Origin of the sequence: Acinetobacter lwoffii, from assembly GCF_049367455.1 — a bacterium.
Taxonomy (GTDB): domain Bacteria; phylum Pseudomonadota; class Gammaproteobacteria; order Pseudomonadales; family Moraxellaceae; genus Acinetobacter; species Acinetobacter lwoffii_W.
In genome coordinates, this window is the sequence record NZ_JBMPXW010000001.1 from 713,642 (window position 1) to 738,954 (window position 25,313).

The 25,313-nt window shown below is 44.1% G+C and carries 24 protein-coding genes; 12 read left to right on the forward strand and 12 right to left on the reverse strand.

Annotation, left to right across the window (positions count from 1 at the left end; genetic code table 11):
• Window positions 1–142: 142 nt before the first annotated feature.
• On the reverse strand, window positions 143–601 hold the full coding sequence (locus ACO1B7_RS03510; protein WP_039901996.1) for an ABZJ_00895 family protein: 459 nt from the start codon (window positions 599–601) through the stop codon (window positions 143–145).
• Window positions 602–1,071: 470 nt separating this feature from the next.
• Between ACO1B7_RS03510 and ACO1B7_RS03515 the strand changes: the two genes are divergently transcribed.
• From ACO1B7_RS03515 to ACO1B7_RS03525, 3 genes are read left to right on the forward strand one after another with little or no spacing between them, the layout of a single operon-like run.
• Complete coding sequence (locus ACO1B7_RS03515; protein ID WP_004279283.1) at window positions 1,072–2,325, forward strand: exonuclease SbcCD subunit D; 1,254 nt, start codon at window positions 1,072–1,074, stop codon at window positions 2,323–2,325.
• Between the two features lie 8 nt (window positions 2,326–2,333).
• Window positions 2,334–5,939 carry an AAA family ATPase gene (locus tag ACO1B7_RS03520; protein ID WP_004279282.1) on the forward strand — a complete coding sequence of 1,202 codons (3,606 nt, stop codon included), beginning with the start codon at window positions 2,334–2,336 and terminating at the stop codon, window positions 5,937–5,939.
• Between the two features lie 5 nt (window positions 5,940–5,944).
• Window positions 5,945–7,051 (forward strand): acyltransferase family protein, encoded by a 1,107-nt coding sequence (locus ACO1B7_RS03525; protein ID WP_004279281.1) that lies wholly within the window; start codon window positions 5,945–5,947, stop codon window positions 7,049–7,051.
• A gap of 31 nt (window positions 7,052–7,082) precedes the next feature.
• On the opposite strand, the gene ACO1B7_RS03530 is transcribed toward ACO1B7_RS03525, so the two are convergent.
• Window positions 7,083–7,772, reverse strand: coding sequence for a YggS family pyridoxal phosphate-dependent enzyme (locus ACO1B7_RS03530; RefSeq protein ID WP_005247098.1), 690 nt, complete (start codon window positions 7,770–7,772; stop codon window positions 7,083–7,085).
• Between the two features lie 123 nt (window positions 7,773–7,895).
• On the opposite strand from ACO1B7_RS03530, the gene ACO1B7_RS03535 reads away from it, so the two are divergent.
• Together ACO1B7_RS03535 and ACO1B7_RS03540 are read left to right on the forward strand one after the other, a co-directional pair.
• Entirely contained in the window at window positions 7,896–8,933 is a 1,038-nt protein-coding gene (locus tag ACO1B7_RS03535; protein ID WP_004279279.1) for a type IV pilus twitching motility protein PilT, read from the forward strand.
• Between the two features lie 30 nt (window positions 8,934–8,963).
• The gene (locus tag ACO1B7_RS03540; protein WP_004279277.1) at window positions 8,964–10,085 is read left to right on the forward strand and encodes a PilT/PilU family type 4a pilus ATPase; all 1,122 of its coding nucleotides are present in this window, start codon (window positions 8,964–8,966) and stop codon (window positions 10,083–10,085) included.
• A gap of 67 nt (window positions 10,086–10,152) precedes the next feature.
• Here the strand turns inward: ACO1B7_RS03540 and fur are convergent, their stop codons facing one another.
• A complete protein-coding gene (gene fur / locus ACO1B7_RS03545) occupies window positions 10,153–10,590 on the reverse strand; it encodes a ferric iron uptake transcriptional regulator (RefSeq protein WP_004279276.1) in 438 nt (145 codons plus the stop codon).
• 112 nt (window positions 10,591–10,702) lie between these two features.
• Here fur and ACO1B7_RS03550 point away from each other — a divergent pair, with 112 nt between their 5' ends.
• The gene (locus ACO1B7_RS03550; protein ID WP_004279275.1) at window positions 10,703–11,101 is read left to right on the forward strand and encodes an outer membrane protein assembly factor BamE; all 399 of its coding nucleotides are present in this window, start codon (window positions 10,703–10,705) and stop codon (window positions 11,099–11,101) included.
• 100 nt (window positions 11,102–11,201) lie between these two features.
• On the opposite strand, the gene ACO1B7_RS03555 is transcribed toward ACO1B7_RS03550, so the two are convergent.
• From ACO1B7_RS03555 to ACO1B7_RS03595, 9 genes are all read right to left on the reverse strand, one after another.
• Window positions 11,202–11,534 (reverse strand): RnfH family protein, encoded by a 333-nt coding sequence (locus ACO1B7_RS03555; RefSeq protein WP_039901990.1) that lies wholly within the window; start codon window positions 11,532–11,534, stop codon window positions 11,202–11,204.
• Window positions 11,534–12,613, reverse strand: a complete 1,080-nt coding sequence (locus ACO1B7_RS03560) for a hypothetical protein (RefSeq protein WP_004279273.1) — start codon at window positions 12,611–12,613, stop codon at window positions 11,534–11,536. Before ACO1B7_RS03560 ends, ACO1B7_RS03555 begins: the two co-directional genes overlap by 1 nt.
• A gap of 143 nt (window positions 12,614–12,756) precedes the next feature.
• Window positions 12,757–13,203, reverse strand: coding sequence for a bacteriohemerythrin (locus ACO1B7_RS03565; protein ID WP_004279272.1), 447 nt, complete (start codon window positions 13,201–13,203; stop codon window positions 12,757–12,759).
• Window positions 13,204–13,478: 275 nt separating this feature from the next.
• Window positions 13,479–14,327, reverse strand: a complete 849-nt coding sequence (locus tag ACO1B7_RS03570) for a class II glutamine amidotransferase (protein ID WP_004279271.1) — start codon at window positions 14,325–14,327, stop codon at window positions 13,479–13,481.
• A gap of 131 nt (window positions 14,328–14,458) precedes the next feature.
• Window positions 14,459–15,367, reverse strand: coding sequence for an acetylglutamate kinase (gene argB, locus ACO1B7_RS03575; protein ID WP_004279270.1), 909 nt, complete (start codon window positions 15,365–15,367; stop codon window positions 14,459–14,461).
• A gap of 10 nt (window positions 15,368–15,377) precedes the next feature.
• Window positions 15,378–16,796 carry a phosphomannomutase/phosphoglucomutase gene (locus ACO1B7_RS03580; RefSeq protein WP_004279269.1) on the reverse strand — a complete coding sequence of 473 codons (1,419 nt, stop codon included), beginning with the start codon at window positions 16,794–16,796 and terminating at the stop codon, window positions 15,378–15,380.
• 384 nt (window positions 16,797–17,180) lie between these two features.
• A complete protein-coding gene (dut, locus tag ACO1B7_RS03585; protein ID WP_004279268.1) occupies window positions 17,181–17,633 on the reverse strand; it encodes a dUTP diphosphatase in 453 nt (150 codons plus the stop codon).
• 47 nt (window positions 17,634–17,680) lie between these two features.
• Window positions 17,681–19,720, reverse strand: coding sequence for a UvrD-helicase domain-containing protein (locus tag ACO1B7_RS03590; RefSeq protein WP_005107705.1), 2,040 nt, complete (start codon window positions 19,718–19,720; stop codon window positions 17,681–17,683).
• A gap of 137 nt (window positions 19,721–19,857) precedes the next feature.
• On the reverse strand, window positions 19,858–20,511 hold the full coding sequence (locus ACO1B7_RS03595) for a YiaD family glycine zipper/OmpA-like lipoprotein (protein ID WP_004279265.1): 654 nt from the start codon (window positions 20,509–20,511) through the stop codon (window positions 19,858–19,860).
• A 253-nt stretch (window positions 20,512–20,764) separates the two neighbouring features.
• Between ACO1B7_RS03595 and ACO1B7_RS03600 the strand changes: the two genes are divergently transcribed.
• The 6 genes from ACO1B7_RS03600 to ACO1B7_RS03625 all read left to right on the forward strand — a co-directional run bounded on the left by ACO1B7_RS03600 (window position 20,765) and on the right by ACO1B7_RS03625 (window position 25,284).
• Window positions 20,765–21,706: an acyltransferase gene (locus tag ACO1B7_RS03600; protein WP_004279263.1), complete on the forward strand. Its 942-nt coding sequence runs from the start codon at window positions 20,765–20,767 to the stop codon at window positions 21,704–21,706.
• 2 nt (window positions 21,707–21,708) lie between these two features.
• A complete protein-coding gene (locus ACO1B7_RS03605) occupies window positions 21,709–22,773 on the forward strand; it encodes a preprotein translocase subunit SecA (RefSeq protein WP_423089822.1) in 1,065 nt (354 codons plus the stop codon).
• Window positions 22,774–22,932: 159 nt separating this feature from the next.
• Complete coding sequence (minC, locus tag ACO1B7_RS03610) at window positions 22,933–23,646, forward strand: septum site-determining protein MinC (RefSeq protein ID WP_004279260.1); 714 nt, start codon at window positions 22,933–22,935, stop codon at window positions 23,644–23,646.
• A gap of 66 nt (window positions 23,647–23,712) precedes the next feature.
• Entirely contained in the window at window positions 23,713–24,525 is an 813-nt protein-coding gene (gene minD, locus ACO1B7_RS03615) for a septum site-determining protein MinD (RefSeq protein ID WP_005096033.1), read from the forward strand.
• A 2-nt stretch (window positions 24,526–24,527) separates the two neighbouring features.
• A complete protein-coding gene (gene minE / locus ACO1B7_RS03620) occupies window positions 24,528–24,800 on the forward strand; it encodes a cell division topological specificity factor MinE (protein WP_004279256.1) in 273 nt (90 codons plus the stop codon).
• Window positions 24,801–24,996: 196 nt separating this feature from the next.
• Window positions 24,997–25,284: a PA4642 family protein gene (locus ACO1B7_RS03625; protein ID WP_004279254.1), complete on the forward strand. Its 288-nt coding sequence runs from the start codon at window positions 24,997–24,999 to the stop codon at window positions 25,282–25,284.
• Window positions 25,285–25,313 lie beyond the last annotated feature (29 nt).

Consider the following 25,313-nt stretch of genomic DNA (forward strand, 5'->3'; position numbering starts at 1 on the left):
CCTTATTATTTTCTTGATTTAAATTATACGCCACTCATCTTTAGCTTTTTAAACCGAGAAGATCTTTGTAGTGGAGAATTTGTATCTTTCATCATTCAATCAATTTATGAAGATCAGTCGTCACACAATGATTCATCTATACTCACTGAGGTGGATGGCCAAACATTTTCTCTGCCATACGCTGGGCCTGCTTGCCATAAAACCAGTAGGTCAGCAGATACAGCGGAATTGCGATCATCAGGAACATGATCAGCACAATACTCATAAATTGTGGCTGCTGTAGATACAACAGAAAGTCCTGCCAGGCATTCGGATTGGAACGGGTGGCGATCACAATACCGAGCAAGAGAAATAATAAATTATAGCCCCAGTAAATCAGGCTAAACCTGAGGGTGAATTTTTTACGCTCTGCTTGGGTCGGGGCACGTTTTTGCTGTTTTAAAAATTTAAAAAGCACCCAAATCATGGCTACCAGATACGGAACAATCGTCAAGACTGCACCCATGCCCATCGGCAGCAAGGCTGCGAGTACACCGCAAATACAGGTAAAAATAAAACATATAACGAAAAACCAGATAAAATAACGACTTAGCGGCAACATATGCATGACTCAGTGATCTTCAACAAGCTAGTATAAAAAAAATCAGGTTTTTTTTCATTTTATTGTCAACCATCCACTACAGGGTGACGTTATATAGGGTACAAGGTACAAAAATTTGGACTGGCATCCACGAATTTTTGCTGACCTTTAGAGCTAAAGCAATAAGTCCAGTGTACAGGGAAATTTTGAATAGCAGCCAAAATCTTCATGTAACACAAATTTGACCGACGATTTCATCATCACTCGAATCGTCGGTTTTTATTTTTTAAAATCCCTATTTCTAAAATCTGAGGGCTTGCAGAACCTTTAATATCTGATGATCTGGATACAACCGTCCATTAATATCCATACTGATCAAAATAAATTCAGCTTGAACATCACCAACAATTCACTGAAATATCGTTTTACAAGTAGATTTTTACCTGTGCTTTTTCCTATAGTAGCAAGGCAGATATCTTGGGGTTCATTACATGGCAGTTCATTTTCTTCACACTTCCGATTGGCATCTGGGACAATTTTTCCATAACCATGACCGTGAATTTGAACATGCACAGTTTTTGACTTGGCTACTTGAGCAAATTAAAACAAAGCAGCCGCATGCTCTGCTGATTGCCGGCGATATTTTTGATGTGATCAATCCAGCTTCCAGTGCGCAAAGACAGCTGTACCAGTTTCTGGCCGATGCTCATGACTTGGCGCCGCATATGCAAACCCTAATGATTGCAGGCAATCATGATTCCGGTTACCGGATCGAACAGGTTGAACCCTTGCTGGCCAAATTTAATGCCAAAGCTGTGGGAATCGTAGGCCGCACTGCAGAAAATACCCTGAACCTGGATCGTCTACTTATTCCTATTTATGATCGGGATAAAAATATCATCGCCTGGTGTCTGACCCTACCCTATTTACGCAGTGCCGAAATTACCGGACTGAATGAACATACCAGCAATAACCAGAACGCGATCAGTTATCTGCATCAACAACTGATTGCCGAAGCCAGAGCCCGCAAACAGCCACATCAGGCACTAATTTTAATGTCACATGCGCACATGCAAGGTGGTGAGACCTCCGACTCTGAACGTCCGATTATTGTCGGCAATGAAGAGGCCCTGTCGACGGCGCTGTTTGATGACATGATTGATTATGTCGCGCTAGGGCATTTGCATAAACCACAAAAGGTTGGTCAGCCGCATATTCGCTATAGTGGCTCCCCAATTCCGCTGTCATTTAGTGAGATTAATTATAAGCATCAAATAGTTGAAGTCAGGATTGATCCCGAACAAAACCCGGAAAACCGCTTTCAGTACGATGCCTTAAGCATTCCGCGTACTGTCGAGCTGTTCCGCATTCGTGAAAAGCTGGAAAATTTAATCACTACAATTCAGGCCTTGCCTGCCGGAGAAATCGAGCAGCTTTCTGCACGGCATTTTCTGGAGGTGGAATACACGACCGATGCGCCGCCTCCGGTAGATCTGCGTCAGCAAATAGAACAGGCCCTACCTGCTAACCGTTACCGACTGCTGCGCATCAGCCGGATTTACCAGCAACAGGTCGACCTTAGTTCAAGCCAGTCTAAAATTGATCTGGCACCCCCTACTCCGGAATCGCTATTTTTCAATATCTGGAAAAAAATGGGCTATGAGCAGGATCACTCGGTACAACGGGATTTTCAGGAGTTACTGAATGAAGCCCAACACGAACTTGCACAAAAACAACAAGCCTAGGATCGGCCATGAAAATTTTACGTCTAAGTCTTCATAATCTGGCCTCCCTCACCGGCACCCATCATATTGATTTTGAATCGAGTCCTTTGGCTCATGCCGGCCTGATTGCCATCACCGGCAAAACTGGTGCCGGAAAATCTACCCTGCTCGATGCCATGTGCCTGGCGCTTTACAATGAAATTCCACGTTTAAAAGGTGCGACAGGCAGCTTGAAAGATGCTGGCGGTCAGGATGTTTCCATCAAGGATTCCAAGAATATTCTGCGCCGTGGCTGCGTGCATGGTTTTGCCGAACTGGAATTTATTGCACTCGACAGCAAACGCTATATGGCACGCTGGGAAATTAAACGGGCACGCCAGAAAGTCGATGGCAATCTAAAAGTAGACCGCTACGTCAAATGTCTGGATGATGACACGACACTGACGCAAAAAATATCGGAAGTCACCCCGCTCATTGAAAAACTGGTGGGCTTAAGTTTTGAGCAGTTTACCCGCGCAGTGTTGCTCGCACAGTCGGAAGTCGGCGCATTTTTAAAAGCCAAAGATAATGAGCGTGCAGATTTACTGGAATATCTCACCAATTCGCAGATTTTCAGTCTAGTTAGTCAGAAAGCCGCAGAGAAATTCAGCGAAGTCAAAAACAAGCGCAACGATCTGGAAAAGCTGATCGGGCATATTGAAATTCTGTCTGAAGAAGACATCAGCGCTTTACAACAGCAGCAGAACTCTTTGTCTTTGCAACTTCAGAATTTGCAGCAATCAGAAAAACTGCTAGAAAATGAGAAACAATGGCATCTGGACCGACATAAACTCTATGCAGAAGTCCATGCCAAAAAAGAAGTCTACGAAGTACAGCAAGATGCAGTAAATAAATCTGCAGGACAGCAACAGCTACTGGAGCAGCTGGATGAATTCCAGTCGATTCGGGATCAGTTTGTGAGTCGTACCCGTCTAGCCCCTCAAAAAGAGCAGATTCAGCACCAGCACACCCAATTTACGCTGGAATTTGAAACGCTCAAACAGAGCTTTGTAGCAGAAGAAGCCAAACTTACAGCCTTACAACAACAGCAGCACCAGTTTCAGCAACACTTGGCAAACCTGAAACCGCATCTGGAGGCAGGTTTAAGGCTGGATCATGCAATTGATACGGTATCAGAGCGGTACAAAAAACTGCATGCAGAGCAAAGCCAGTTTCAAACCCTTCGTCTACAGCCTTTAGAAGAACAACTGCGACAGCAACAACAGACTTTGAATCAGCTACAAGCTCGGCAAGAAAAGGTTGCACAACAATTGGCTGAATCTGGCTTTTTAAATGTGTTCGATCTGGAGCCGCAAAGTACCTTGCAACGCATACAAGACTTTATGCGTCAGTATCAGCAACTGCAGCAACAGAATCCGGACAGCCTGAAGCAGCCTTTACCTGAACTGGAAAAAACCGTTACAGTACTTTCAGGAAATCTGAACCAGTGGATACAACAGCATCATAGTCTGGAACAGCTAGAAGAGCATCTCAAAACCATTCAGGAAATGCGTCAGCAACGCCAAGCGGAACAGCGTCAGCTCGACCTGCTGCAACAGCAGGTACAACAAATCGTTCAACAATCACAAGAATTTGAACAACTGCAATCTGCTGTAAATAGCCAACAGCAGCAACTAAAAATGCAGCAAGAGGCCGAACAGGCACTACATCAGCAGATTCAGGCTGAACAACAGGCCTATGAACACCTGGAACAAATACTTGCCCAGCAACGTTTATTGCATGCGCAAAGTGTGCAGGATCTTCGTGGCCAGTTAAAACCGGATGAGCCATGCATGGTCTGTGGAAGCCCAGCCCATCCTTTTGTCGATGCCGTCCATGAACATCTGGAACAGAGCCTGAACCAGCTACAGGAGCAACAGTTACGGCAGGCAAAACAGCAGCTCGATCAGCAACTGCAATCTCAGCAGCAGCAACGCATTGAAATGTCTAAAGCACAAACAGTAATTGAGCAACAGCAACAGCGTTGCCAGATCCTGCAAAACCAGATTCAACAATCCTCTGCTGACTGTAAATCTCAACTACTTAAACTGGAAGTGGTTACCGAGCAGCACAATGATCTTCCTACATTCATCCAGTTACTGGCGAATCACACTCAAAGTCTGGTCCAGCAGCTAGAACTATCACAACAGCAGGAACAACAGCTCCAGCAACAATTACAACAATGGCGTCAACAACAACAGCAATTGCACCAATTACAACTGGCTCTACAGCAACGTCAGCAACTCGACCAGCTGATACACCCAGTTTTAAGCATACTGCCCGAGCAGTACCAGTCGCAGCCACCTATGCTCTGCTTACCTCAGTTGCAACGACAAGTAGAGCACCGCATGCAGCACTTGGCAGTACAAAAGCAGCTGGAATCTGACCTGCATCAACAGCAGCAGATATTGGAAAAGAGCCAGTATCAACTACAATTGGAACAGCAAAATTTTGCTCAATTGAGCCAGTCTGTAGAGCAGTTGATTCAGCAAGGCAAAGACCTGCGTCAACAACTGGCTGAACTGACCCAAGAACATGCAGGACAAGTCTACCGTGTCGCTGCAGAATGGCGCAATGCACTAGAGCTACAAGCCAAGACCTTAGAGCAGACTTTAGAACAACAGCGTCAATGCACGGCGCAGGCCGAAAAACAGTGGCATCAAACCCACTTAAAACTGCAAGAATTTATCAGCCAACTTCAGCAGATCGATCAGCAATTGGCTCAATATCAGCAAGATATTCAGGCATGGCAAGCAGCACATCCTCAAGTGACGGCAGCTCAAATTGAACAATGGCTCAGTATTGATCTGAGCAACCATCAACGCATTCGTCAGAATCTGGCCAACCAGAAACAGGCACTCGAAAATGCCAGAACAGCCTGGCAATTACTTGAAGAACAATATCAGGCCCATTTAAAACTACAGCCAGAACATGAATTTGAGGAAATTGAACAAAAACTTGGCATGCTGCATCAGGAAAAAATAATGCAGCAGGAAGTGCTCAATGAAACTGATGCCAAACTGCGTATGAATGCCAATAATCAAAACACCTATGCCAAATATCAGCAGCAAATTGAGCAGATCAAAGCCGAAGAATACCGTTGGGGTCGTATTTACGACCTGATCGGACATAAGGAAGGTACCAAATTCCAGAAAATTGCCCAGGAACATCATCTGGATATTCTGGTGGAATATGCAAATCAGCAGTTGCAACCGTTGGCACCCCGCTATCAGTTACACCGTATTCCGGATAGCCTGAGTCTGGCGATTATTGATCTGGACATGAATAGTGAAGTCCGCCCTGTGCTGTCCCTATCGGGTGGTGAAACCTTCCTGGTTTCATTGGCTTTGGCTTTGGCGATTGCCAATATGGCCTCCGGCTCCATGAAACTGGAATCACTGTTTATTGATGAAGGTTTTGGTACGCTAGATCCTGCTTCGTTACATATGGTGATGAATGCACTGGATCATTTACAAAGTCAGGGTCGTAAAGTTGTATTAATCTCGCATGTGCAGGAAATGCATGAACGTATTCCGGTACAGATTCAGGTCAAACCGGTTGGTGCAGGTGCAAGTACCATTCAGATTATAGGCTAAGGATCATGAACACTGCCCCGAATACGCTCTCGCACTATTTCAGCCTACAGCTTGAGAGCCTACGGGGTATCAGTGCCATTGTGGTGTTATTCAGTCACTGCTTTCAGGCATTTATTGCGCCTTTCGATACCAGCATTTATTCATGGATACGCCTGCTTGGGCAGGCTGCAGTCATGATTTTCTTTGCCTTAAGTGGCTATCTGATCGGCTATTCGATTCAGCACAACATTCATCAGCATGGTCAGTTCAATCTGCACCGTTATGCCCGACAGCGTTGCAGCAGAATTTTACCACCCTTTCTGTTTGCCATGGGGTTGACGCTGCTTTTATATCTGCTTGCTCCACTATTATTTGCCAGTCATACTCATGCTTTTCAACACAGTTTTGGCATGATGATCCGGACTGACTATAGTGTAGACATGATGGAATTTATTGGTTCGCTGCTATTTTTGAATGGCTTTGTAACACCAACGGTTTCAGCCAATGCTGCGCTCTGGAGCCTGAGCTATGAAGTGTGGTTTTATGTGCTGGCCGGATTCCTACCTTTTTTAAAAAATTCGGAAATCGCCAAAATCGGATTTTTTATAGTTCTGGCTATACTGTCATTACTGAACATCCAGTTTTTTATTTATTTTCTGGTCTGGCTTAGTGCCTTTGCCTGTTCATTTCAATATATCCAGCTACGTTTTTTAAACCGCTTACAATCGGTCAAATTAGCCCTATTCGGCTTGGCATTTCTAATTGCCTGTTTTGATGCTTACCAGTTTCAGATGATCGATGAAACCCAGCAATACCGCGCTGCGAATTTCACCCCTTTTAATTTCTGTGTGGGTCTGGCCTTTAGCTGCTGGCTGGTACAGCTCCAGTATCAACGCAGTCATTATCATGCGGTCTGGGTTCAATCCGCAGACTTTTCCTATACCTTGTATGTCACCCATTTCCCCTTACTTTTATTTATTTTGGGCTGTATTCCGGCAACTTTAGGCTATGGTCTGGGTGGAGCAGTTTTAGCCTTGCTTACGAGTATGTTCGGCATAATAGTCTTTGCCTGGCTGATGGCTAAATGGCTCGAACCAGCCAGAAAAAAAGCGTTATCCAATACCCTGCGATAACGTTTTGCTGCAAAAAACTGACATTAGTAGTTTATACATCTTTTTTAGGCCGTGCACCAAATAGGGCTGTGCCAACACGAACCATGGTAGAACCCGCAGCAATCGCTTCGGTCATATCCGCAGACATGCCCATACTTAAAGTATCCCAATCTTCAGGATGTGCATGCTGAACTTTGACTGCATCAAATAAAACTTTGGCATCACCAAAGGATTGAGGATTATTTGGTGCTGGAATCACCATCAGGCCACGTAAACGCACATTCGGTAGTTGACTGATCTGTGCCACTAAATCTGCAACTTCTGCCGGCTGGCAACCATCTTTGGTATCCTGACCATCAATATTCACCTGAATACAGATATTTAGTGCAGGCTGATCATCTCCACGCTGATTTGATAAGCGCTCGGCAATAATTAGGCGATCGACTCCATGTACCCAGGCAAAATTTTCTGCCAGAGCCTTGGTTTTGTTGCGCTGCACATGTCCAATAAAATGCCACTCAATCTCCAGCTCTTTCAGTGCCGTGATTTTTTCCAGCGCTTCCTGCAAATAGTTTTCACCAAAAGCACGTTGCCCGGCCTGATACATCTCTGCCAGCACGCTGCTCGGCTGGGTCTTGGAAACGGCAAGCAGTTGCACCGCATCTGCTTCGCGGCCGGCCTCAACACAGGCAGTTTCAATTTGCACTAAGACCTGATTTCGTGACTGTTGCAACATATTCATTGATGGGGTTCTCATTTCATTCATCTTTTTTTCCCTTGCCCATGAACTAAGTGTTGGTTAAGCTGTGGGAAAGCCTTATTATTCTATCAAAATAATTAACATTTTAATGAACTCGGGGACCTTATGGATATCACAGAATTGTTGGCATTTTCTGCTAAAAATGGTGCGTCGGATTTACACTTGTCTGCGGGCTTACCGCCAATGATTCGTGTCGATGGGGAAGTTCGTCGCATCAACCTGCCAGCATTAGAACACAAAGAAGTGCATAAACTCGTTTATGACATCATGAACGATAAACAGCGCCGTGATTTTGAAGAAAATCTGGAAACTGACTTCTCTTTTGAAGTGCCTGGCGTGGCGCGTTTCCGTGTCAACGCATTTAACCAGAACCGCGGTGCCGGTGCGGTATTCCGTACCATTCCCTCTAAAGTCCTGACCCTTGAAGATCTGGGCATGGGACAAATTTTTAAAGACATCTGTGAATATCCACGTGGTCTGGTACTGGTGACAGGTCCTACCGGTTCGGGTAAATCAACCACCTTGGCGGCGATGCTGGATTATATTAATGACAACCGCTATGACCATATTCTGACCGTCGAAGATCCGATCGAATTTGTGCATCAGTCCAAGAAATGTCTGATTAACCAGCGTGAAGTGCATCGTGATACGCATGGCTTTAATGAAGCATTACGTTCTGCATTACGTGAAGATCCGGATATTATTCTGGTCGGTGAGATGCGTGACCTTGAAACCATTCGTCTGGCTTTAACTGCGGCAGAAACGGGTCACCTTGTTTTCGGCACCCTGCATACCACCTCAGCGGCCAAAACCATTGACCGTGTGATCGACGTATTCCCTGCCGAAGAAAAAGACATGGTACGCGCCATGTTATCTGAATCCCTACAAGCCGTAGTTTCACAGGCTCTACTGAAGAAAAATGGCGGTGGGCGTGTCGCAGCGCATGAAATAATGATCGGTATTCCGGCGATCCGTAACCTGATCCGTGAAAACAAAGTCGCACAAATGTACTCAGCAATTCAGACCGGTGCCAACTATGGCATGACCACGCTGGATCAGACACTAAAAACGCTAGTGTCCAAAGGTTTGATCAGCCCGCAAGTTGCACGTACTGCAGCCAAACAGCCAGAAGCATTTTTATAAAAAAATTGAATTGTATTGGGGTTTATATACATGGATTTTAACGGCTTACTCGATTATATGGTGGAGAAAAAAGCATCGGATCTGTTCATTACTGCCGATGTCGAACCGTCCATCAAGATTAATGGGCAGATTTTACCGATTGGTTCGGTAAAATTACCCGGTGCGGCAGTAGGACAACTGCTCCATTCCATCATGACCGAAAAGCAGCGTAAAGAATTTGCTGACAGTCGTGAATGTAACTTTGCCATCAGCACGCCGGATAAAAGTGCCCGCTTCCGTGTCAGTGCCTTTCAGCAACGAGATCAACCGGGGATGGTGCTGCGTCGGATTGAAACTGTTATTCCCACGATGGATGAACTCAAGTTACCGCCGATTCTAAAAGAACTGGCGATGACCAAACGTGGCATCATTATTTTTGTCGGGGCGACGGGTACCGGTAAATCAACCTCGCTGGCGTCTTTGGTCGGTTATCGTAATGAAAATTCCAAAGGTCATATCATTACCATTGAAGATCCGATCGAATTTATTCACCAGCATAAGGGCTGTATTATCACCCAGCGTGAAGTCGGCATCGATACTGATTCATTTGAAATTGCCCTGAAAAATACCCTGCGTCAGGCACCAGACGTGATTCTGATCGGTGAGATCCGTTCACGTGAAACCATGGATTATGCGATTGCCTTTGCCGAAACCGGTCATCTGGTCTTTGCTACCCTGCACGCCAACAACGCCAACCAAGCGATTGACCGGATTATCCATTTCTTCGAAGCAGACCGACATAATCAGCTGTTCATGGACTTGTCCCTGAACATGAAAGCCATTGTGGCACAGCAACTGATTCCAACCATCGATGGTAATGGTCGCCGTGCAGCGATTGAGATTCTGATTAACTCACCACTGATTGCCGACTTGATTCGTAAAGGTGATGTGCATGAAATCAAGGATCTGATGAAGCGTTCCCGTGAACTGGGCATGCAGACCTTCGATCAGGCGCTGTATGATCTGTATAAAGCCAAACAGATCAGCTATAAAGATGCACTGAAACATGCAGATTCACCAAACGACCTGCGTCTGCAAATCAAGCTGTCAGAAGAAGGTGGTAGTCACTTATTACGTGCGCATTCCAACATTACCTTTGATGGTCAGTCCTGATCATCTTGAAGGCATAAAAAAACAGGCTTCCCATGAAGCCTGTTTTTTGTTTGAACCAGCGCTCAAATTATTTTTTACGGAAAACTTCCTGACAGGCAGGCGCATCGCAGTAGCCATACAGATTCAGTGAGTGACCGGTTAATTCAAAACCAAATTTTTCAGCAACGTCATGCTGCTCTTTTTCAATCGTGTCATTAATAAATTCAACAACTTTGCTGCAATTTAAACATACTAGGTGATCGTGGTGATCTTCCTGCATAATTTCAAAAACTGAATGATTATTTTCAAAATTATGACGTTCGATGATGCCCGCTGCTTCAAACTGCGTTAACACACGATACACAGTTGCTAAACCTACATCTTCGCCCTGATCGAGTAAAGTCTTGTAAATATCTTCCGCACTTAAATGATGTTGTTTTGAATTTTCTAGTAATTCTAATATTTTAATTCGTGGAAGGGTAACTTTCAGCCCAGCTTTTCGTAAATCTTGGTTTGAAATAGTCATGTAAAAAGGTCTCTCAACAAAATCAAAGTTGGAATATGCAACAAAGTTTAGATGCAGTATGATCTATCCTTGGATCAAATGCATCATAATTAATTTGGGATAGTTTAGCAAAATGCAAAAAATCATGTTGACGTTATTCGTCACTTCATTGCTCGTCGGCTGTTCGACATTAGGTGTTTATAAGGTAGATATTCCACAAGGAACCCCTTTAACCCAAGCACAAGCCGCTAAAATTCAGGTGGGAATGAGCCATCAACAGGTGCGTTTCTTACTGGGCAGTCCAACAGTAAGCGATCCACTGAATCCTTTACGTTGGGACTACATCTATAACTATACCCCAGGAACCTACGCTAAAAAAGCCAAGATCCCGGCAGCTCAAGGCCAGCATTTGAAAATCTACTTTAACCAGTCTGGTATCGTGGAACGTGTTGAAGGTCTGGAGACGATTCCAGAATCTCAACCCGGTTTACCAGGATCAAAAGAAGCAATTTTAAATGCTCCTCCACTATAGTCGGTTTCGCATGAAAAAGCCCCTGAATCATCAGGGGCTTTTTTGATTAAGCTGATTGATTGAGCAGATCATTGAGGCTACTGCTCATTCAAGCCGCTTTCTATTCGGAAGATGGTTTCAGCTTTTTTAAAAGATTGCCTCTGGCATAACGACCCACCGGATTTTTCTCGGCGCGTTTACGTCGGATGTCTTTAGGATTGATGGTCAGTGGCCGATAAATTTCCACCCGATCACCTGCTGCCAGTGGCTGCTGCTGATCTTGCAAGCGCACGCCAAAAATGCCCAAAAATAATGGTTCAGGCAAGTCGACCTGCTCACGGATTCCACTTTGCTCAATCGCGTCCAGTGCCGTCATGCCAGGCTGAAATGACACGGCTAGATGAAATTGTTTTTCTGGCGTCGCATATGCCACCCAAATCATCGCCTCACTCATCAGACGAATTGTCCTAAGACAGCAATGATTGCCAGAATAATCCCAACCGGCAACACCACACGCACTGCAATACGCCAGATGTTATAAAACGCTTCAGAGCTGAAATTCATTGATTTACGCAAATGACTGATCTTCATGATCCAGCCAGCAAATAATGCATAGATCAAACAAATCAATAAGCCCCAGACGAGCAAGACCACATTGAAAATTGGGCTTAGATTTGGAATAGCCCAGATCAGCGTGACCGCCACCACAATTGCCCATTGAATTGCAGGATGAAGCTGGCGTTGCTGTAATTGTTCACGTGCCATTTGCAGAATTAATGCGGCAGCTGCCACCATTGCTGCGACCAGAGTAAATGCAGGAATTTGTGCTTGTACGGCAAAGAAAGTAAATGCAATGACAGCAACTAGCTGCGCAATCCAGATCGGCAATACCGTCTTGCTGGCGACATCCTGTTGTTGTACAGCGCTCAGGCTAGATTGCCAGTACAAGCCCATGCCCAGACCACTTGCGACCAAAGCCAATACGGTGGCATTGCCCCATTCCAAGAACTCGACTGGTGTGACTTGCCATGCAGGTAGCGCAGTTCCCATCACATTGGCCAGAACCAGAGACGCCAGCACACCAATCGCTGTAACCACTAATAAAATTTGACGTGGCAGTAGTGACAAGGCTAAAGCAGCTATCGCCAATCCGATAAATAGAAGATTCGGTGCAAGATCAATTGCAGCAACCGCCAGAACATTGCTGGCATTGTTCAGCATGGCACCGGCCAAAAACGGAATAAAAATCACACTTAACCAGCCAACAATACGCCATTTCTGTGACGCATCCGCTTCACGGGTCAGCGTCGACAGCGCCTGTAATGGCGTTATTTTGGAGCGCTTGGCCAAAGCAATTTCCAAGTAGCAGACTGGAAGCGCCAGAATCAGCATGGTGGCTAACCAGAGCATCCAGAAATCCAGCTGACGATCAATCTGTATACCGGTTATCGGTGCGAGCGTCGCGATGATAATAAACGATAAACAGAAAGCCATCAGCGGCGATAACCATTTTGACATAGCATTGTCCTGCATGATGCATTCCTATAAAAATCTAGCGCTATTTTGCCTTGTGGAGCGGTGAAAATCAAAAACAAAAAGCAAACCACCATGACAGTGATTTGCTGCGCAAAAATTATAATTAGATTTTAATTTTTGTTATCTCGTTACGTCTTTTATTATGAGAAGAAACGAGCGAACCAGTTTTTACCTGTTTTCTTTTCTTTTTCCTTGATGATACCCATCATATTTTCTTTTACGGCACCGACATAATCGGCGTCATCGTGCTGAATATGGTTAATCAGCCATTTCGATAATACTTCGTGCAGCTCTGATTCAATGGACTGTCCCAGTTCAAAACGGTCACGATAAGACTCGATTTTTTTAATAAACAGGTCATGCACACGTTTATGCGGCACCCGATATTTATAGCCGGCTTCTTCCTGAAGAGATTCCTCAAAGGTGAAATGCGACTGGGTATAATCAATAATATTGTCGAGAATCTGTTTAATACGGGCACGCTCGGTATTGGCATCAATTTCGTTGATATAATCGAGAATTCGTTTGTGCTGATCGTCAATCACATCGATACCAGTATTATAATCTGGAACCCATTTCATTTTCATTACGACCACCTATAAATATTAAGGACTTATAACGTGAAAATGAGCATATAGCGTATTGATTCAAATAAAAATGAAGCAAATTAGTCGGCTTTCCGCCTAAATCCGGCTTTTTCATTTTAAGTTTCTGTTATATATAATTAAAAATAATTTATCCTGAGTAAAAGGCTAAGATATTAATTAACCAAAATCCGCAATAAACCTTTATTTATTCTTAGATTTTCTCTTATTTTTTAAATATAAAAAAACGGAGTTTAAACTCCGTCTTTAATCGCATTTCAATATTGATCAGCTCGCGTGACGCGTTTTAAGGAAGGATCAAGACGTTCACGTTCCAGACGTTCAACATGCGTCAACTGAGAACGTACTTTCGCCCCATGCTGAAACAGGATCATTTCACCGGGCTGGAAGGCAGTCCATTCTTCATTCTGGGTCAATGGTTCAGTGGTAATCACTGCGACGCGATCTTCAGGGGTTGTGACCTGACTAAAGTCCACTTCGACGTCAATATCAATCAGCTGAGCCGGTCTAAACGGGTATTCACGTACCAGCCAGTGGAGTTTGGTAATCGCATAGCTAAACAGTGCCTGACCATTCGACAGGCAGAAATTAAAGGTGCCATGCTCCGCGATTGCAGGTGAAATTTCAGCTAGAAGATCGAAAACCTGATCCAGTTTCGGCTCATGATAGCCAAAGCGTTTCACCAGTTGATCGAGCAGATAGCAGAAGGCACGCTCACTGTCGGTATTTCCGACTGGGGTAAAGCGCCCTGACAGTTGAGGAAAATAATCATGTAAATCACCATTATGGGCAAAAATCCACTGCCGTCCCCAAAGTTCACGGCTAAAAGGATGGGAATTTTCCAGATTAATTTTGCCTTGGGTCGCTTTACGGATATGCGCAATCACATTACGTGATTTGATTGGATAATTACGTACCAGTTCAGCAATCGGCGATTCAACCGCAGACTGGTTATCGACGAACAGACGGCAGGCTTTATCTTCAAAGAAAGCAATCCCGAAACCATCCCCATGATCAGAGGTAATGCCCGCCCGCTGGGAAAATCCGCGGAAGGAAAAAGTAATATCCGTCGGGGTGGCACAATTCATTCCGAGCAGTTGGCACATGGTCTGGTTTCAGCTCTATATTTACTTAGAAGCTTATTGTGCATGACTGTTCCTGTCATTTCAAATATCTGGGTTTGATAAACCCAAATAAAAAAGAGCCTCTATTGAGACTCTTTTTGGCAAAAAATCGATTATGAACGATGCGGATTGGCACGATTGGTAATGAGGGTGCCCACACCATGATCGGTGAAAATTTCTAGTAAGCTGGCATGAGGTACACGGCCATCCACGATATGTGCACTTACGACGCCGCCTTTTACCGCATCCAGCGCACAACCGACCTTTGGAATCATGCCGCCATAAATCACGCCAGTTTCGATCAGACGATCGACTTCTTGAGTGGTCAAACCAGTCAACAGGTTTTTATTTTCATCCAAGACACCGGTGATATTGGTGAGTAGAATCAGTTTTTCTGCACCTAGGGCTTCAGCGACTTTACCAGCGACCAAATCAGCATTGATATTATAGGTATTGCCTTCTTCATCGACACCTAGCGGGGCAATGACTGGAATAAAGTCACTATTGGTAAACATTTCCAGAACATCGGTTTTCACGCCAACGACTTCACCGACCAGACCCAGATCAATTTGCTCAACTGAACCATCTTCAGCCACTTTTTCCATCAGCAGCTTTTGCGCACGAATCAGGTTGCCGTCTTTACCGGTAAGACCAATCGCACGACCACCATGCTGGTTAATCAGGTTCACGATAGATTTGTTAACGCTACCGCCAAGTACCATCTCGACCACTTCCATGGTCGCAGGATCAGTCACGCGCATGCCGTCAATACGGTCTGATTCGCGGCCCAGCTGTTTCAGCATGGAATCGACTTGCGGGCCACCACCATGTACCACGATCGGATTAATACCGACTGTTTTTAATAATACGATATCACGTGCAAATGAACTTTCCAGCTCAGGATCGGTCATCGCGTTACCGCCGTATTTTACCACCAGGGTTTTACCCGCAAAGCGTTGAATATACGGCAAAGCTTCTGTCAAAATCTGTGCTTTGTCGATGCCTGTTTGTTGATTTGGCATTCGCCTCTCCTTATTGAGCATCTAAAATGTCTTGAGCGATCTCTGGATAACGGTCACGCAACATGGCTACAAACAGATGACGAATTTCATTTAGACCTTGGGCATTATTGGCATCAAAGCGCACTGTGAAATACTCACCTGTATTGGATGCTCGAATGATGCCAAAACCATCCTCAAAATCAAGACGTATCCCATCAATTTTACTGATTTGCGCATTAATTCTTGCGGATTGTTGTTCAACGAAGTTTAAAAGCTCAACAGGACGTACTTGACGCGTTGAAATATAAAGATCTTCAGTACCATGTCGTTTTGGATAAGCCGCCAAGGCCTGCGCGAGAGTTTGCCCCGTTTGGTCGAGATATTCCATGACTCTGAGCGCTGCATAGAGGCCATCATCATAGCCCCAGCCGCGACCATCATTAAAGACATAATGTCCGGCATATTCCCCACCAAAAATCGCCTGATGCTGAGACTGGTTCAGATAAGTTCTGAGAAATGAACTGCCGGTACGAATCATCACCGGTTCCCCGCCCAGACGTTGCACTGTATCGCGAACCAGAGTTGAACATTTCACATCATAAACAAATTGGCGTGGTGCTGAATCGCTTAGGCAAATTTCGGCAAACAGACATAATAACTGATCGGCTGTGATAATCTGACCCTGTTCATCAACCAGAACCAGGCGATCGCCATCACCGTCCAGGGCAATACCGAGATCAGCCTGCTGTTGCATGACAGTTTGGCGTAAAGTCTCAAGATGTTTGTCCTGCGAAGGATCCGGCGCATGATCCGGAAAATGTCCATTGGCCTCACAACGTAAAGCAGTCACTTCACAGCCCATTTTTCTGAGTACCAAGTCGGCACAACGTCCGGCGGAGCCATGCAGACCATCCAGAATCACTTTAAATGAGCGCTTTAATTGAATATCTTCTAATATTCCCTGCTGATACTGCAGGCAAAACTCTGGAATAATCTGATGCGGCAGTTCGGCTAAACCAAGTAGCTGGCTATCACAATGCGACTTTGCCAGTTGGGCCACCTGTTGAATCATCTCAGGACAAGGTGGTTCACCATCAATAATCCATTTAATCCCATTATCTTCTTTAGGATTATGACTGGCGGTGACCATAATGCCATTGCCATCAAACTGGCGTGCGGTGAAATACAGCATCGGGCTGGAACAACAGCCTATAATAGTGGCTTCCAGCGAATAGTCTTTAAAAATACGGGCAATGATGTCGGCAAAAGCCGGACTACTGATGCGTGCATCATAACCAATGGCGACACGTGTCTGTCCCGCAGCCTGATACTGCTGGGCTAAACCGTGGGCAATTGCATCAATGATCCCGGCACCTAATAGACTGACTTTACCGCGTATGTCATAGGCACGAAAGATATGCATGGGGAATGGATGATTCATAGATCCCATAAAACTGTCTTTTCACTATTCGTTAAAATAAGGAGATTTAAAATGATGATTTCATCATAATGACTTTAAACATTTGTTTTTGTTTTAAGACCTGCTATTTTTAAACGATTTCAATGTAACAATCAATTATAAAAATATAATCTACAACTTTAGAATTATAGAGTTCTTGTAATTAAATAATGATTATTTAATTATATTTATTTTGAGTTTCATCTGATTAGATATTTGATCACTACATCAATTTTAGATTTAAAGAACTCTATTTGGCCAGAAAATAAGGTTTTATTTTTAAATATATTTCAACCCACTCATTTTTTTAATATTGAATCTAATCAACTAAAAATGACTTACATCCAGTTAATGAATGTAAGTCACGATTAAAACTTAGTTTTTACCCGTATGACCAAAACCGCCAACACCGCGTTCAGTGGCTTCGAATTCATTCACCAGATCGAATTCAGCCTGCATCACAGGAACCAAGACATACTGCGCCAAACGTTCACCTGGCTCTAAGCTGAAAGCCGTCTGGTTACGATTCCACACAGATACCATCAATTCACCCTGATAATCAGAATCGATTAAACCCACCAGGTTACCCAACACGATCCCGTGTTTATGCCCCAAACCCGAACGTGGCAAAATCAGACCAGCAAATGCAGGATCTTCAATATAGATTGCTAAACCAGTTTTTACCAAAACAGTCTGGCCTGGTTCAATGATCGTAGTTTCTGTAACACACGCACGCAAATCCAGCCCCGCTGAACCTGTCGTAGCATAAGTCGGTAATGGCCATTCCTGACCAAGACGCGAGTCAAGGACTTTCACCTGAACTTTCATGTATTCATTCCTGTTGTTTCATTTAAAATAAGAGCAAGCCTTGCGCCTTATCGTTTGATAAGATTACGCAAATTATCCAGATAATGTTGGGCTTGTAATTTCGGATCGATGTTGCCTGCCAGCTTTTTCTTACGACCTAACCATTCCAGCTCATCTTCTGGTAATTCATCCAGAAAACGGCTTGGGGTCATCTGCTTCATCTGCCCACCGGCCTTGCGCTGTTCTGCCAGAGTAATGGTCAGTCCCTGACGTGCACGGGTAATCCCCACATACATCAGACGGCGTTCCTCTTCGACCGTTTCTGCAGCGATCGAGTTTTTATGTGGCAGAATTTCTTCTTCCAGCCCGATCAGATAGACATAAGGAAATTCCAGACCTTTAGACGCATGCAAAGTCAATAAATTGACTTTATCGGTGTCCTCTTCTTCCTGCTGCTGCTCGAGCATGTCCAGCAGCACCATTTTACGAATCACACTTTCAATATTTTTTTCATCAACATCTTCAGTGCGGTTAATCAGGCTTTGAATGCTGCTATAGAGCACTTCGATATTGTCGAGCTTGGTCTTTTCCTGCGCTGGTGTGGCTGCAGTTTCCTTGATGTAATCGATATAACCGGCTTCAATCATCATCTGGCGGATAATTGGCACTGGTTCATCATCATCCAGTAAATTGCGGGTAAAACCCTCAATAAAATCGGCAAACTCAGCCAATTGAGTCGTGGCCTTTTTCGGAATCGCCATGGTCAGACGCTGATCCGCAGCCGCAGCCAGAAGCGACAGATTATTTTCCTGAGCAAATAGACCGAGCTTTTCCAGCGTTACCGGACCAATTGCCCGTTTTGGCGTATTGATAATTCGTAAAAATGCACTGTCATCTTCAGGGTTAATGATCAAGCGTAAATAGCTCATCATGTCCTTGATTTCGGCACGTGCGAAGAAGGACTGTCCGCCAGATAATTTATACGGAATCTGCATCTGGCGCAGATGGGTTTCTAAAATACGCGCCTGGAAATTGCCGCGGTACAACACCGCATAATCTTTCCAGCTTTTACCGTTCATCAATTTATGCGTGATCAGGTCTTTAACCACGCGTTCTGCTTCATCATCATCATTGCGGCAGGTAATCACACGGATCACTTCACCATGGCCTTTGTCCGACCAAAGCTTTTTATCAAAAATATGCGGATTATTACCAATCACGGTGTTGGCTGCTTTGAGAATACGACTGGTCGAACGATAGTTCTGTTCCAGTTTAATCACTTTTAAATTAGGAAAATCCTGCTGCAGCAAGGCCATATTTTCCGGTTTAGCACCACGCCAGGCATAAATCGACTGGTCATCATCGCCTACGGCGGTGAACTGTCCCATCACGCCAACCAGTAATTTCACCAGAATATACTGCGCCGTATTGGTATCCTGATATTCATCGACCAGCAAATAACGCACGCGATTTTGCCATTTGTCACGAACTTCGGCATTTTCCTGCAGCAAGCGCGTTGGCATCACAATCAGGTCATCAAAATCCACGGCGTTATAGGCACGCAAATTACGTTCATATAATTGATATAAATGCGCAAACTGCACATCTTCGGCAGTTTCACAGGTAGTATGTGCCTGCTCGGGTGGAATGAGATCATTTTTCCAGTCCGAGATCATTTTCATGGCTTTGGCAATCAGCTCTTTGCTTTCTGCACCGGATAAATTGTCACGCTGCATTAAATCCATCAGAATGCGTTTACAGTCGTCAGCATCTAGAATCGAGAAATTATTTTTCAATGGGGTATGTTTCAACTCTAGGCGCAGCATATTCAGGCCAAAAGTATGGAAAGTCGAAACTGAAACCCCTTTACTTTCTTCACGCGTCAATAATTTACTGACACGCTCTTTCATCTCACGTGCTGCTTTGTTGGTAAAGGTCATTGCGGTAATACGATGTGCAGGAATCCCGCAATGCTTGACAAGATATGCGATTTTTCGCGTGATGACTGAAGTCTTGCCTGAACCCGCTCCTGCAAGTACTAACAAGGGCCCTTGAGTGTATTTCATGGCTTCAAGTTGCTTGTCATTTAACTGACTGGCGAGTGACATAGGGCTTCCTCTTCTAGATTCGGCTCCGATTATAGTCATCTCTGCGTCAGTTGCCTAATTTAAAATACGATTAATCAGGTCAATATTCAGATATAAAAAAACCACCCGAAGGTGGTTTTTTCTTAAGCGTTCAAGAATTATTGAACTGCATATACCGCGATTTCTACACGACGGTTTTGTTCTTTACCCGCAGCAGTCGTGTTATCTGCGATTGGGTTCGCTGAACCTAAACCTTGTGCGTTAATACGTGTACGTGAAACACCTTGGCCTGCTAAATAAGTCGCTACAGAGTTTGCGCGTGCTTGAGACAATGGCAAGTTAATTGAGTCATTACCCGTGCTGTCTGTATAACCAGTTACAAGAATACCGCTCTGGTTATCTTCAGTTAATACTTGCGCCACTTTGTTCAAAGTGCCATAGAAGTTTGGTTTGATATTTGACTTGTTGGTGTCAAATGTAATGCTGCCTGGCATTACAAGGTTAATCGAACCATCTGCATTACGGTTAACGTCTACGCCAGTACCCGCTGTTGCTTGACGTAATTTTTTCTCTTTGTTATCCAGATAGACACCCGCTGCACCACCTACCACAGCACCAATTGCTGCTGCACGGTTATTTTGACGGCTAGTATTTGCATTACTTTTAGAAACGCCGTAGCCAGCTGCAGTACCAATTAAAGTACCTAGAGCCGCTTTATCATATTCCACACCACCGATGTTACTGCCAGTTGATTGACAACCTGTAAGTGCTACGGCCCCTGCTACAGCTGCTGAAATTACTAGTGCACGCATCGCATGACTCCTTGTTGTATGCTTTGTTGTATAAGCGAGATGATGATTTAAATTGAATGGTGTAACCATTGAATTTTTGTTAATAATAAATTGTTTAGTAATATTTTGTAATGTTTATATGTAACTAAAACCAAGTAGTTCGTCACAATATCTTCATAGTTTCCTGTTCAGGCTTTTTTATTTGCCTAACTGTCTCTATATTACTCAAAATATGAAAAAATTTAAGTGATTAATCTCTGGGGACTGTTTGGATATGTCATCGAATAGCAACAAGCAACCGACTTTAAAAAAACTGGCGCGTGGCCTGACGGTCACATCCGTCATGACGGGCAGTACTTTTTTTCATGGTCCCCCGGTGCTGGCCTTGGGTTTAACCAAACTTTTTAAAAAATCCGCAAAAGTGGATGAAACCAATATCAAGATTACCAACAGCTGGTTAGGGGTCAATAATTGGCTGATTGAGCATGTGCTGAAAAACACGCAATGGCAAATCAGTGTAGATGAATCACTGGATTTGAATATGCAGGGACGTTATTTGATGACCTGTAATCATCAAAGCTGGGTCGATACCACCGTCAACCAGTACTTCGGTCTGACCCGTATGCCCCTGACGCGTTTCTTTACCAAATGGGAACTTATTTTTATTCCTTTTGTTGGACAGGCCTTTAAAATTTTGGGCTTCCCGATGATGAAGCGGCATAGCAAGGAACAGATTGCCAAAAATCCTGCACTGAAATACCGGGATATGGAAGAAGCACGCAAATCTTGTGAACAGCTGATCAGTCAGCCTTTTACCCTGTTAAATTATCTGGAAGGCACCCGCTTTACCCAGGAAAAGCATGATCAGCAGCAGTCGCCCTATACACATTTACTGAAACCTAAAGCCGGTGGTCTGGCATTGGCGATCAGTATTCTCGGCGATAAAATTGATGCGCTGGTCGACATGACCATTGTTTATCCTGACGGTATTCCGGGCTATGGTGAATTTTGGTTAGGTGAAGTGCCACGTATTGCGGTAAATTTAAGAAAAATTGATATTCCTGATTGGGTACTGGGCGGCAATTATGAAGATGATGCTGAATATCGTGCACGTTTTCAAAAATGGATTGATCAGATCTGGACTGAAAAAGATCAGCTCATCGCACACATGCAGCAGAACTTTACCCAAGCCCCAGTCGGATCTGTAACCGAGTAATTATGAAGAACGACAACCCGGACATAACGTCCAGCTCCTTTAAATTTGTTCGTAAAGGAACCTGGGGCTGGAAAATTGCACTGATTTACGACATTTTCATGATGGTTTTAATCATCATCAATCTGTTCTGTCTGAGTGCCAACGCCATTTTAATGAGCGATTTTGGTCAGTGGTTGTTTGACTTCATTCGCTTACCGGAAATTTTGCAGTTTTATAAAAGTGATTTACGCCCTTGGGTCATCATTACCGAGGGCTGGTTTACCACTTTCTTGGTCTGTGAATTACTGGCACGCTGGGTTATCGCAATTGTTCTACGTCATCATCGGCGCTGGTGGTTTTTCCCTTTTGTACACTGGTATGAAATTTTATCCATTATCCCTCAGCTACGTTTCCTGCGCCTGCTGCGTGCGGTCGCGATTGGCTACAACCTGCATAGCCATGGTTATAAAGTAATTCCCAATCGCTGGTATCGCCAAGGCAACTTTTATTACAACATGCTGATGGAAGAGCTTTCCAGCCGGGTGGTCCTGACCGTACTGGACGGCATCAAGCGTGAACTGACCACAAGCACATCACATAAACAGTTAATTGATGATCTGGTGGAACATCATCGTAAATTACTGGCCATTGCTTTGGCAGATATCTTGCAGGAATCTTTAGGCAAGGAATTACAGTCACAACGTTCCATGATCGCTAAAAATGTAGGGCAAGTAGTGAATCAGGCGATTGAAGACACTCCTGAATTGACCCAATTATTACGTTTGATTCCAATTGTGGGCAGCTGGATTGAACAGCAAATTCAAAGTATTGGTCAACGCTTGGGGGAAAATATCACGCAAGGACTGATTGAACCATTTACCCACACAGGTCAAAAAGAAAATCCGACTTTTACCCTAATTTCAGATAAAATCAGCCAGATTCAGATTGAACATAATCCACATATTGATAAATTGGTCGAATCGGCTGTTTTTGAAACACTTGAAGCAATCCGAAAACAGGTAAAAGTCAAACAATGGCAACAGATTTTAGAAGAACATGAGCAAAATCAGAGCTCAATAGATAAGTAAAGTTTAAAGTACAGAATCAGACTAATCCGTCCGGTCCTGTTCGCATAAAAAAATAACTGAGATCGCTAGAGAATTACTGCAATTTGTTCTAGGATTTGCACTATTTACAACATTGCTTCGACACAAAACCAGCACGTCAGAAGTATTTAAGGAAGAATTATGGCTGATATACGGATAAAAGGCAGAATGGTCAATGCGATACGCATTAGCTTAGATACCAATGATCATGATGCCATCCGCCAGCAACTTAGCCCAAAATTACAAGCAGCATTTCCACCCGGCACTTTGGCAGTCATTGAAAGTTCAGTTGAACAGGAACTCATTGCGCTGATTCAACTATTAATCAGTCTGGATGTACAGCCCATGGCTGTTACTGAAGGCTTACTTGGAGATCAGGCGCGCGCTATTCAGTTCCCGGTACTGCCACCTGATCGCCAGTTAGAAGAAGTTAAAGCCACCAAAGAACAGGTCGTGGAAGTTAAACCAGAACCTACTGCGGTGAGTGATGATCAAGCCCCTGCTGCCCCGATCGTCGCGCATATCACCTCATATCATGATGAAATCCTGCGTACCGGCCAATGTATCGTGCAGCATAATGGCGACATTATTATTAATGCCGGCATCAACAGTGGTTCAGAAGTGATTGCTTCGGGCAATATTCATGTCTATGGCAGCGCACGTGGCCGTGTCATTGCGGGCGCGGGTGGTAATACTGCAGCACGCATTTTCTGTCATAGCCTCGAAGCTGAACTGATTTCAATTGCAGGAACCTATTGTGTGGCGGATGACATTCCACCGCATGTAGTTAAAAAGTCTGTGCATATTTACTTGAATGATCAACTAGAGCTTGTATTTGAAGCTCTACAATTTTAATGTATAAATAAACACCAAAAACCCCATTTTAAACAGGGGATTTGAACCATAACAGGAGTGGATTCGGTGGCGAAAATTGTTGTCGTAACGTCAGGCAAAGGTGGTGTAGGTAAAACTACAACAAGTGCATCTTTTGCAACAGGTTTAGCCCTACGCGGTCACAAAACTGTTGTTATTGATTTTGATGTAGGTTTACGTAACCTTGATTTGATTATGGGCTGTGAACGCCGTGTAGTTTATGATTTTGTGAATGTTTTAAATAACGAAGCACGATTACAACAAGCACTGATTCGCGATAAAGATATTGAAAATTTATATATTTTACCTGCATCACAAACACGTGATAAAGATGCCTTAACCGATGAAGGTGTTGCTCGTGTAATGGATGAGCTTTCGCAGGAATTTGATTATATTATCTGTGATTCGCCTGCCGGTATTGAGCGTGGTGCTATTTTGGCCATGTATCATGCGGATGAAGCCATCATTGTGACCAACCCTGAGATTTCTTCAGTACGTGACTCTGACCGTATCATTGGTATGCTCGACAGTAAAACTAAAAAAGTAGAACAAAACGAAGGTCGCATTCGTAAGCATCTGTGTATTACCCGTTTCAATCCGGAACGTGCCGATAAACAGGAAATGCTGACGATTGACGATATTTCTAAGGATATTTTACGTGTACCGACCCTAGGTGTTATTCCTGAGTGTCCAAGCGTTTTACAAGCATCAAACGAAGGTAAGCCAGTGATTCTTTTCACTGAAGCTGCAGCAGGTCAGGCCTATGATGACCTGGTTGCGCGTTTCCTTGGCGAAGAGCGTCCTTACCGTCATATCGAGGTAAAACCTAAGGGCTGGTTAGCACGACTATTTGGAGCGTAGACATGGCAGGATTCTGGAGTAAACTTTTTAGTGGCGAGGATAAACCATCAAGCGCACGGACTGCTAAAGACCGTTTGAAGGTGATCGTTGCATCCGAACAAGGCTTGGGTCGTCGCTTGAGCCAGGACAAAATTGACCAGATGAAGACTGAAATCATGCAAGTGGTCAATCGTTATGTTCGCGGTGTCGATGAACAGCATATTCAAATGCAGGTCCGTTCTGAAGCCAATATTGAAATGCTTGAAATGAATATCAATTTACCTGAAGAACGATAATCTGATTTTTGATTGGTCAAGTAAATTGATTCAAGGCAAAATATGAGAGTGGTAGAAATAGTAGTTTAGCTATATTCCGCCCACTTGAAGCATAGCTTCAAGTCTTGCGACTAGGCAAAGCAGTGCTTTGCTAATCTAGTCTCATATTTTGCCTTTTTTCATGCCGAAAAAACTACATTAGATCAAGGAAATTGCGATGGCATTATCTCAACCAGCGACCTTTAACGAAGAATGGTCAGATGAGCGTGTATTTGCCTACTTGAATCAGCTTCCTCCTGCAGGTGTTAATGCTGATTTTCACGTGCTCTATCATGCTTTCAAGCATATGCGTCCATTTGATTATGAACGCCTGTTGACGAAATTTGTCGCTGATGGCCGTGATGTCAATGCAACCAATCCGGAAGGACAACGGATTCATGACGTGATTGCCACTTTCCCGCGTCAAAGTGCCGAGTTTCTGGATGTATTGGCAAAATTTGCCTGAGTCAAAATACATAAAAAAGCCTGCTTTGA

Excerpts from the sequence above, each read along its gene's own strand:
- ACO1B7_RS03510 (WP_039901996.1), bottom strand. The coding sequence starts at position 601 with ATGTTGCCGCTAAGTCGTTATTTTATCTGGTTTTTCGTTATATGTTTT.
- ACO1B7_RS03515 (WP_004279283.1), top strand. The coding sequence starts at position 1,072 with ATGGCAGTTCATTTTCTTCACACTTCCGATTGGCATCTGGGACAATTT.
- ACO1B7_RS03520 (WP_004279282.1), top strand. The coding sequence starts at position 2,334 with ATGAAAATTTTACGTCTAAGTCTTCATAATCTGGCCTCCCTCACCGGC.
- ACO1B7_RS03525 (WP_004279281.1), top strand. The coding sequence starts at position 5,945 with ATGAACACTGCCCCGAATACGCTCTCGCACTATTTCAGCCTACAGCTT.
- ACO1B7_RS03530 (WP_005247098.1), bottom strand. The coding sequence starts at position 7,772 with ATGAATATGTTGCAACAGTCACGAAATCAGGTCTTAGTGCAAATTGAA.
- ACO1B7_RS03535 (WP_004279279.1), top strand. The coding sequence starts at position 7,896 with ATGGATATCACAGAATTGTTGGCATTTTCTGCTAAAAATGGTGCGTCG.
- ACO1B7_RS03540 (WP_004279277.1), top strand. The coding sequence starts at position 8,964 with ATGGATTTTAACGGCTTACTCGATTATATGGTGGAGAAAAAAGCATCG.
- fur (WP_004279276.1), bottom strand. The coding sequence starts at position 10,590 with ATGACTATTTCAAACCAAGATTTACGAAAAGCTGGGCTGAAAGTTACC.
- ACO1B7_RS03550 (WP_004279275.1), top strand. The coding sequence starts at position 10,703 with ATGCAAAAAATCATGTTGACGTTATTCGTCACTTCATTGCTCGTCGGC.
- ACO1B7_RS03555 (WP_039901990.1), bottom strand. The coding sequence starts at position 11,534 with ATGAGTGAGGCGATGATTTGGGTGGCATATGCGACGCCAGAAAAACAA.
- ACO1B7_RS03560 (WP_004279273.1), bottom strand. The coding sequence starts at position 12,613 with ATGCAGGACAATGCTATGTCAAAATGGTTATCGCCGCTGATGGCTTTC.
- ACO1B7_RS03565 (WP_004279272.1), bottom strand. The coding sequence starts at position 13,203 with ATGAAAATGAAATGGGTTCCAGATTATAATACTGGTATCGATGTGATT.
- ACO1B7_RS03570 (WP_004279271.1), bottom strand. The coding sequence starts at position 14,327 with ATGTGCCAACTGCTCGGAATGAATTGTGCCACCCCGACGGATATTACT.
- argB (WP_004279270.1), bottom strand. The coding sequence starts at position 15,367 with ATGCCAAATCAACAAACAGGCATCGACAAAGCACAGATTTTGACAGAA.
- ACO1B7_RS03580 (WP_004279269.1), bottom strand. The coding sequence starts at position 16,796 with ATGGGATCTATGAATCATCCATTCCCCATGCATATCTTTCGTGCCTAT.
- dut (WP_004279268.1), bottom strand. The coding sequence starts at position 17,633 with ATGAAAGTTCAGGTGAAAGTCCTTGACTCGCGTCTTGGTCAGGAATGG.
- ACO1B7_RS03590 (WP_005107705.1), bottom strand. The coding sequence starts at position 19,720 with ATGTCACTCGCCAGTCAGTTAAATGACAAGCAACTTGAAGCCATGAAA.
- ACO1B7_RS03595 (WP_004279265.1), bottom strand. The coding sequence starts at position 20,511 with ATGCGTGCACTAGTAATTTCAGCAGCTGTAGCAGGGGCCGTAGCACTT.
- ACO1B7_RS03600 (WP_004279263.1), top strand. The coding sequence starts at position 20,765 with ATGTCATCGAATAGCAACAAGCAACCGACTTTAAAAAAACTGGCGCGT.
- ACO1B7_RS03605 (WP_423089822.1), top strand. The coding sequence starts at position 21,709 with ATGAAGAACGACAACCCGGACATAACGTCCAGCTCCTTTAAATTTGTT.
- minC (WP_004279260.1), top strand. The coding sequence starts at position 22,933 with ATGGCTGATATACGGATAAAAGGCAGAATGGTCAATGCGATACGCATT.
- minE (WP_004279256.1), top strand. The coding sequence starts at position 24,528 with ATGGCAGGATTCTGGAGTAAACTTTTTAGTGGCGAGGATAAACCATCA.
- ACO1B7_RS03625 (WP_004279254.1), top strand. The coding sequence starts at position 24,997 with ATGGCATTATCTCAACCAGCGACCTTTAACGAAGAATGGTCAGATGAG.